Below are 7,278 nucleotides of genomic sequence, written 5' to 3' on the forward strand. Positions count from 1 at the left end.
CAACTCCGATGAATTTTTCCCAATTCTTCATTTCACGGCCGATCTTCGCTGCGGTGCTTTCGCTGCTGATCCTGATCGCCGGCGCGATCTCGCTGTTCCAGTTGCCGATCAGCGAATACCCGGAAGTGGTGCCGCCGACCGTGGTGGTACGCGCCAACTTCCCGGGGGCCAACCCCAAGGTCATCGGTGAAACCGTGGCAGCTCCCCTGGAGCAGGCCATCACCGGCGTCGAGAACATGCTCTACATGTCCTCGCAGTCGACCGCCGACGGCAAAATCACCCTGACCATCACCTTCGCCCTGGGCACCGACCTGGACAACGCGCAGGTGCAGGTGCAAAACCGCGTGACCCGCACCGAGCCCAAGCTGCCCGAAGAAGTGACGCGTATCGGTATCACCGTCGACAAGGCTTCGCCCGACCTGACCATGGTTGTGCACTTGACCTCGCCGGACAAACGCTACGACATGCTCTACCTGTCCAACTACGCCCTGCTCAATATCAAGGACGAGCTGGCGCGCCTGGGCGGTGTCGGTGACGTGCAACTGTTCGGCATGGGCGACTACTCACTGCGGGTCTGGCTCGATCCGAACAAGACCGCTTCACGCAACCTGACCGCGACCGACGTGGTAACCGCCATTCGCGAGCAGAACCGCCAGGTCGCCGCCGGTGCCCTGGGTGCGCCGCCCGCCCCCAACGCCACCAGCTTCCAGCTGTCGGTCAACACCCAGGGGCGCCTGGTTTCCGAGGAAGAGTTCGAGAACATCATCATCCGCTCCGGCGACAACGGTGAAATCACTCGACTCAAGGACATTGCACGGGTCGAGCTCGGCTCCAGCCAATATGCCCTGCGCTCCCTGCTGAACAATCAGCCGGCGGTGGCGATCCCGATCTTCCAGCGCCCAGGCTCGAACGCGATCCAGATCTCCAATGAAGTTCGGGACAAGATGGCCGAGCTGAAGAAGAACTTCCCCGAAGGCATGGACTTCAGCATCGTTTATGACCCGACGATCTTCGTTCGTGGCTCGATCGAGGCGGTGGTGCATACCCTGTTCGAAGCACTAATTCTTGTGGTGCTGGTGGTGATCCTGTTCCTGCAGACCTGGCGCGCCTCGATCATTCCCCTGGTGGCGGTACCGGTCTCGCTGATCGGCACCTTCGCCGTGATGCACCTGTTCGGTTTCTCGCTCAACGCCCTGTCACTGTTCGGCCTGGTACTGGCCATCGGGATCGTGGTGGACGACGCCATCGTGGTGGTGGAGAACGTCGAACGTAACATCGGACTCGGCTTGAACCCGGTGGACGCCACCAAGCGCGCCATGCGTGAAGTCACCGGCCCGATCATCGCCACGGCCCTGGTGCTGTGTGCGGTGTTTATCCCGGCGGCATTTATTTCCGGGCTGACCGGGCAGTTCTACAAACAGTTCGCCTTGACCATCGCCATCTCGACCGTGATCTCGGCCTTCAACTCCTTGACCCTGTCGCCGGCCCTGGCAGCGGTGTTGCTGAAAAGCCACGACGCGCCCAAGGACCGTTTCTCCAAGGTGCTGGACAAGATTTTCGGTGGCTGGCTGTTCCGTCCCTTCAACCGTTTCTTCGACCGCGCCAGCCATGGCTACGTCGGCACCGTGGGCCGGGTCATCCGCAGCAGCGGCATCGCCCTGTTGCTCTACGCCGGGTTGATGGTCCTGACCTTCTTCGGTTTCTCCAGCACCCCGACCGGCTTCGTACCCGGCCAGGACAAGCAATACCTGGTGGCCTTCGCACAACTGCCGGATGCGGCGAGCCTGGACCGTACCGAGGAAGTGATCAAACGCATGTCCGACCTGGCGCTGAAACAGCCTGGGGTCGAGGCGGCCGTGGCCTTCCCTGGCCTGTCGATCAACGGTTTCACCAACAGCACCAACGCCGGCATCGTATTCGTCACCCTCAAGCCGTTTGACGAGCGCAAGGACCCGAGCCAGTCGGCCGGCGCCATTGCCGGTGCCTTGAACGGCCAGTTCGCCGGGATTGAAGAAGCCTACATGGCGATCTTCCCGCCGCCGCCGGTACAGGGCCTGGGCACCATCGGTGGGTTCCGCCTGCAGATCGAGGACCGGGGCAACCTGGGCTATGACGAGCTGTACAAGGAAACCATGAACATCATCAACAAGAGCCACAACGTGCCGGAACTGGCCGGGTTGTTCACCAGCTACACGGTGAACGTGCCCCAGGTCGATGCCGCCATCGACCGGGAAAAAGCCAAGACCCACGGCGTCGCCGTCAGTGACATCTTCGACACCCTGCAGATCTACCTGGGTTCGCTGTATGCCAACGACTTCAACCGCTTTGGCCGCACCTACCAGGTCAACGTCCAGGCCGAGCAGCAGTTCCGCCTCGAACCGGACCAGATCGGCCAGCTCAAGGTGCGCAACAACAAAGGCGAGATGATCCCCCTGGCGACCTTTATCAAGGTCAGCGACACCTCGGGCCCGGACCGCGTGATGCACTACAACGGCTTTATCACCGCTGAAATCAACGGTGCGGCGGCCCCAGGCTACAGCTCCGGCCAGGCCGAAAAAGCCATCGAGAAACTGCTCAAGGAAGAACTGCCCAACGGCATGACCTACGAGTGGACCGACCTGACCTACCAGCAGATCCTCTCGGGCAACACCGCGCTGTTTGTGTTCCCGCTCTGTGTATTGCTGGCGTTCCTGGTGCTCGCCGCCCAGTACGAAAGCTGGAGCCTGCCACTGGCGGTGATCCTGATCGTGCCGATGACCCTGCTTTCGGCCATTACCGGGGTGATCCTGTCGGGGGGTGACAACAACATCTTCACCCAGATCGGCTTGATCGTACTGGTGGGCCTGGCGTGCAAGAACGCGATTCTGATCGTCGAGTTCGCCAAGGATAAGCAAGAGGAAGGCCTGGACCCGCTGGCTGCGGTGCTGGAAGCCTGCCGTCTGCGTCTGCGGCCGATCCTGATGACCTCGTTCGCCTTCATCATGGGTGTGGTGCCCCTGGTGTTCTCCAGCGGTGCCGGCGCGGAAATGCGTCACGCCATGGGTGTCGCGGTGTTCTCCGGGATGCTCGGGGTGACCTTCTTCGGCCTGCTGCTGACGCCGGTGTTCTACGTCCTGATCCGCAACTATGTGGAGCGCAGCGAGGCCCGCAAAGCCGCCCGCGCCCTGAAACTGGAGGCGCAACAATGAGCCTGAAAGTCTTCCTGCCAAGCCTCCTGGTACTGGCGCTGAGCGCCTGTGCCGTAGGTCCGGACTACAAGACCGAGAACCTGGAGGCGGCCCATATCACGGCCGCCACCGATGGCGCCGCCGGACAGAAGAATTTTGACCGTGCACGCTTCGAAGGTATCTGGTGGCAGCAGTTCGAGGACCCGATCCTCAACCAGCTGGTGACCCAGTCGTTGCAAGGCAACCGCGAACTGCGGGTAGCCTTTGCCCGGCTGCGTGCGGCCCGGGCGATTCGGGACGACGCCAGCAATGACGCCATGCCGACCATCACCAGCCGTGCCAGCAGTGACCTGGCCAAGGGGCAGATCCCTGGCCAGACCACCAAGCGCGTCAACAGCGAGCGCTACGACCTGGGCCTGGACATGGCCTGGGAGCTGGACCTGTTTGGCCGCATCCAGCGCAACCTGGAAGCCAGCGACGCTGACCAGCAGGCCGCCGAGGCTGACTTGTACCAGTTGCAAGTGACCATGATCGCCGAGCTGGTGGACGCCTACGGCCAACTGCGCGGCGCCCAGCTGCGGGAAAAAATCGCCCTGGCCAACCTGAACAACCAGCAGGAGTCGCGCAAGATCACCGAGAGCCTGCGCGATGCCGGGGTCGGCGATCAGCTCGACGTGGTGCGCGCCGATGCGCGCCTGGCGTCGGTCGAAGCCAGCGTGCCGCAACTGCAAGCGGAACAGGTACGCCAGCGCAATCGCATTGCCACCCTGCTCGGTGAGCGCCCGGACAAGCTCACCGTGGACCTGAGCCCGGCGCAATTGCCGGCAATCGCCAAGGCGCTGCCGATCGGCGACCCGGGTGAACTGCTGCAACGCCGTCCGGATATTCTCAGCGCCGAACGCAAACTGGCAGCGGCGACGGCACGGATCGGCGTGGCCAAGGCCGACCTGTTCCCACGGGTCAGCCTCAGCGGCTTCCTCGGCTTTACGGCCGGGCGCGGTTCGCAGATCGGTTCCTCGGCCGCCAATGCCTGGGCCCTGGGCCCTAGCATTACCTGGGCTGCGTTCGACCTGGGCAGTGTGCGGGCCCGCCTGCGCGGTGCCGACGCCAATGCCGATGGCGCCCTGGCGACCTACGAGCAGCAAGTCCTGCTGGCCCTGGAAGAGTCGGAAAACGCCTTCAGCGACTACGGCAAGCGCCAGCAACGGCTGATCTCGCTGATTCGCCAGAGTGAATCGAGTCGCGCGGCGGCCGACCTGGCGCAGATCCGCTATCGCGAGGGCACGGTGGACTTCCTGGTCCTGCTCGACGCCCAGCGTGAACGCCTGGCCGCCGAAGACTCCCAGGCCCAGGCCGAAGTCGACCTGTATCGCGGCATCGTCGCCATCTACAAGGCCCTGGGTGGCGGCTGGCAGCCCGAGACGGTGGCCAGCAAGTAACAGACAGAGCTCCTTTGGTTGGCCGCAACCAACCAATTTTTTGCCCCGCGCCCCATTCGGTCGCGGGGCTTTTTTTGGCCTCGCTTTTAACGCCGATGATCTTTTGACTTATGAAGAGGTGATCATTGATAGATGATATTGATCAACCTGTCAGCCATAGCAATTGGACAACCCACAGCTCGGGTTCTAGCCTTAACCCGCCGTGCAAGCCCTGCGGCACCGTGTCCGCCATTGGTCGTAGTCCCTCGATGATTGTCCGTCCCAAGCCGAACCTGATCGGCATCCTGTTCTCCCTCAAAGGGTCGATTGCCAAGCGGATCGCCCTGCGCAGCATTCTCGTGACGCTACTGGCATCGGTGATTGTGCTGGTGGAAACCCTGCACCCGGCGTACTTCTCCAAGGTCAATGCCACGCCCTTCACCTTGCTCGGCCTGTCACTGTCGATCTTTATGAGTTTCCGCAACAACGCCTGCTATGACCGCTGGTGGGAAGGCCGCAAACAGTTGGGCCAGTTGATCATCGAGGTGCGCTCGCTGATCCGCGAAACCCTGATCATCCAATACAGCCCGCAGCGCGACAGTCTGCTGCGCGAGCTTTGCGGTTTCGCCCACAGCCTGATCGCCCGCCTGCGCCTGGAAGACGAAGTCAGCGCGGGCCAGCCCTGGGTCAGCGAACCCCTAGACCGCAGTCACCCGAATATCACCGACAACCTGCTGCAGGGCCTGGGGCGGCGCTGCTCGGCCCTGGCCGAACAGGGCCTGATCAGCGAGTGGCGTTATACCCAGCTGGAAACACGCCTGGTGAGCCTGAGCCAGGTCCAGGCCAGTTGCGAGCGGATCAAGAGCACGCCGCTGCCCTTTCCCTACACCCTGCTGCTGCATCGCACCATTTACCTGTTCTGCATCCTGCTGCCGTTTGCCATGGCCGAACCCCTGGGCTGGCTGACGCCGATCTTTACCGCGATCGTCAGCTACACCTTTTTCGGCCTCGACGAAATCGGTGACGATCTGGAGGATCCGTTCGGCTTTGACGAGAACGATCTGCCGTGCAACGCGATCCTGCGCACCCTCGAACGCGAAGTCCTGGCAGCACTGGGGCAAAGCCCGCTGCCGCCGCCGCTGGAGCCGGTGGAGTACGTGTTGACCTGAGTCCGGGTTTGACTCCAGCCGGTTCCTGACCGAAGCTTGCGCCTCTAGAAAAAGTCGCTCTGCTCCGGAATCCTGCATGTCCCCTCCCCGTCGCTATCTGCTGATCAGTCTGCTTATTGTCCTGGCCCTGAGCCTGGGCTGGTTCATGCTGCGCAGCAGCCCGCCGCAAGTGCCGGAGGCGATCAAGCATGGCTATGCCAAGGCTCTGGAGCAGGCACGCAACGGCCAGGGGGGCGCGGCTCGGGTGCTTTATCAGCAATTGGCGCGCCCTGACCTGACCGATGCCCGACGCATCCGGCTGTTGAATGAGCTGCCCAACTACCCCAGCCCGCAAGCCCTGAAACTGGCCGACGCCGACCTCTACCACCCCAGCGCCGAAGTGCGCCAGGCGGCCATTCAAAGCGTGCTGGGGCTGGTGCCCAACGGTCAGCGCAGCCTGCTGCTGGGTCCGCTGCTGGAAGACCGGGAGCAGGAGGTGCGGTTTGCCGCCGCCACCGCGTTGCTCGGGCTGTCGCCGGACGACCAGGGGCTGTATTTCGGCCCCCTGCAACAGGTGATCGACGAATACACCCAGGTCCTCAAGACCCGGGAGGACGATGTCGAAGCCCAGTACCAACTGGCGCGCCTGTACCTGCACAACGCCGACCTGGTCAAAGCCCAGCAGGCCCTTGAGCAGGCCCTGCGCCTGCAACCGGATAACCTGCAGGCCGTGGTGCTGCAAATAGAAGTGCTGGATAAACAGGGGCGCAGCGACGCTGCGCGCCAGCTGTTGGCCAAGCAGTTGCAGGCGCAGCAGGACTCGGCCTATCTGCAACACGCCCTGGGCCTGTGGCTGCTGCATCACCAACAGGGCGAATTTGCCTTGCTCGGCTTGTCGCGCGCGGTGGAGCTGGAGCCGAACAACGCGGACTACCGTTACGACCTCGCCACCACCCTGCACAGTGAGCAAGAGCTGGAAGCGGCACAGAAACAACTGGAAGAAATCGTCCAGCGCCAACCGGCCAACCGCAAGGCACGGGTGTTGCTGATCAGCTACTGGAAAGAAAGCGGCCAGTTGCAAAACGTCCAGGTGCTGCTGGCCCAACTCGAACAACAAAACCCCGACGACCCGGCACTGCAGCAAGGCCTGTAGCCGCTGCCGCCAGGTTGCGCTGGCCAGTCGCCCCTGCGCATGTACACCTGACACACTCCAGCGCACTGAAGGGCAAGTGCAGCCATCGGCAGCGGCTACAGAAGTCGTTGGGCGCTGAACATCCGCACTACCTCATAAATCCCCGACAGCCCCCGCCCCCTGCCCCTCCCGAACAATAAATGTTGAACCCCCATCACCGGCGACGGCCCAGTATTGAGGCAGTGCTTTGCAGGGCGTTCGCGCGCCACCCCCTATTACGATCCGTCGCCACGCGAGGGCATTTCTTGCCGCTATCCACCGAGTCGATCAGCGCCAAAGCCGCAACCGGCATCGACGGGCCGGCCGCTACTCTTTCCGGCGGCTTATCCCGCGAGCATGCGTGTCTGCGCGAC

General features: G+C 62.9%; 4 protein-coding genes. All 4 read left to right on the top strand.

Features of this window, described 5'->3' with window-relative positions:
* The first annotated feature begins 8 nt into the window (after window positions 1-8).
* The 4 genes from MF4836_RS30400 (at window position 9) to MF4836_RS30415 (ending at window position 6,886) form a co-directional block, all read left to right on the top strand.
* Entirely contained in the window at window positions 9-3,188 is a 3,180-nt protein-coding gene (locus MF4836_RS30400; protein ID WP_078473478.1) for an efflux RND transporter permease subunit, read from the top strand.
* Window positions 3,185-4,606: an efflux transporter outer membrane subunit gene (locus MF4836_RS30405; protein WP_078473479.1), complete on the top strand. Its 1,422-nt coding sequence runs from the start codon at window positions 3,185-3,187 to the stop codon at window positions 4,604-4,606. The genes MF4836_RS30400 and MF4836_RS30405 overlap by 4 nt, the downstream gene beginning before the upstream one ends.
* Before the next feature lie 248 nt (window positions 4,607-4,854).
* Window positions 4,855-5,754 carry a bestrophin family protein gene (locus MF4836_RS30410; protein WP_078473480.1) on the top strand — a complete coding sequence of 300 codons (900 nt, stop codon included), beginning with the start codon at window positions 4,855-4,857 and terminating at the stop codon, window positions 5,752-5,754.
* Between the two features lie 76 nt (window positions 5,755-5,830).
* Window positions 5,831-6,886 carry a tetratricopeptide repeat protein gene (locus tag MF4836_RS30415; RefSeq protein WP_078473481.1) on the top strand — a complete coding sequence of 352 codons (1,056 nt, stop codon included), beginning with the start codon at window positions 5,831-5,833 and terminating at the stop codon, window positions 6,884-6,886.
* The last annotated feature ends 392 nt before the right edge of the window (window positions 6,887-7,278 follow it).

The sequence above is a fragment of the Pseudomonas sp. MF4836 genome (genome assembly GCF_002018875.1).
GTDB lineage: Bacteria > Pseudomonadota > Gammaproteobacteria > Pseudomonadales > Pseudomonadaceae > Aquipseudomonas.

What these genes read in the sequence shown, in the direction of transcription:
- MF4836_RS30405 (WP_078473479.1), top strand. Translation starts at nt 3,185, where the DNA reads ATGAGCCTGAAAGTCTTCCTGCCAAGCCTCCTGGTACTGGCGCTGAGC.
- MF4836_RS30410 (WP_078473480.1), top strand. Translation starts at nt 4,855, where the DNA reads ATGATTGTCCGTCCCAAGCCGAACCTGATCGGCATCCTGTTCTCCCTC.
- MF4836_RS30400 (WP_078473478.1), top strand. Translation starts at nt 9, where the DNA reads ATGAATTTTTCCCAATTCTTCATTTCACGGCCGATCTTCGCTGCGGTG.
- MF4836_RS30415 (WP_078473481.1), top strand. Translation starts at nt 5,831, where the DNA reads ATGTCCCCTCCCCGTCGCTATCTGCTGATCAGTCTGCTTATTGTCCTG.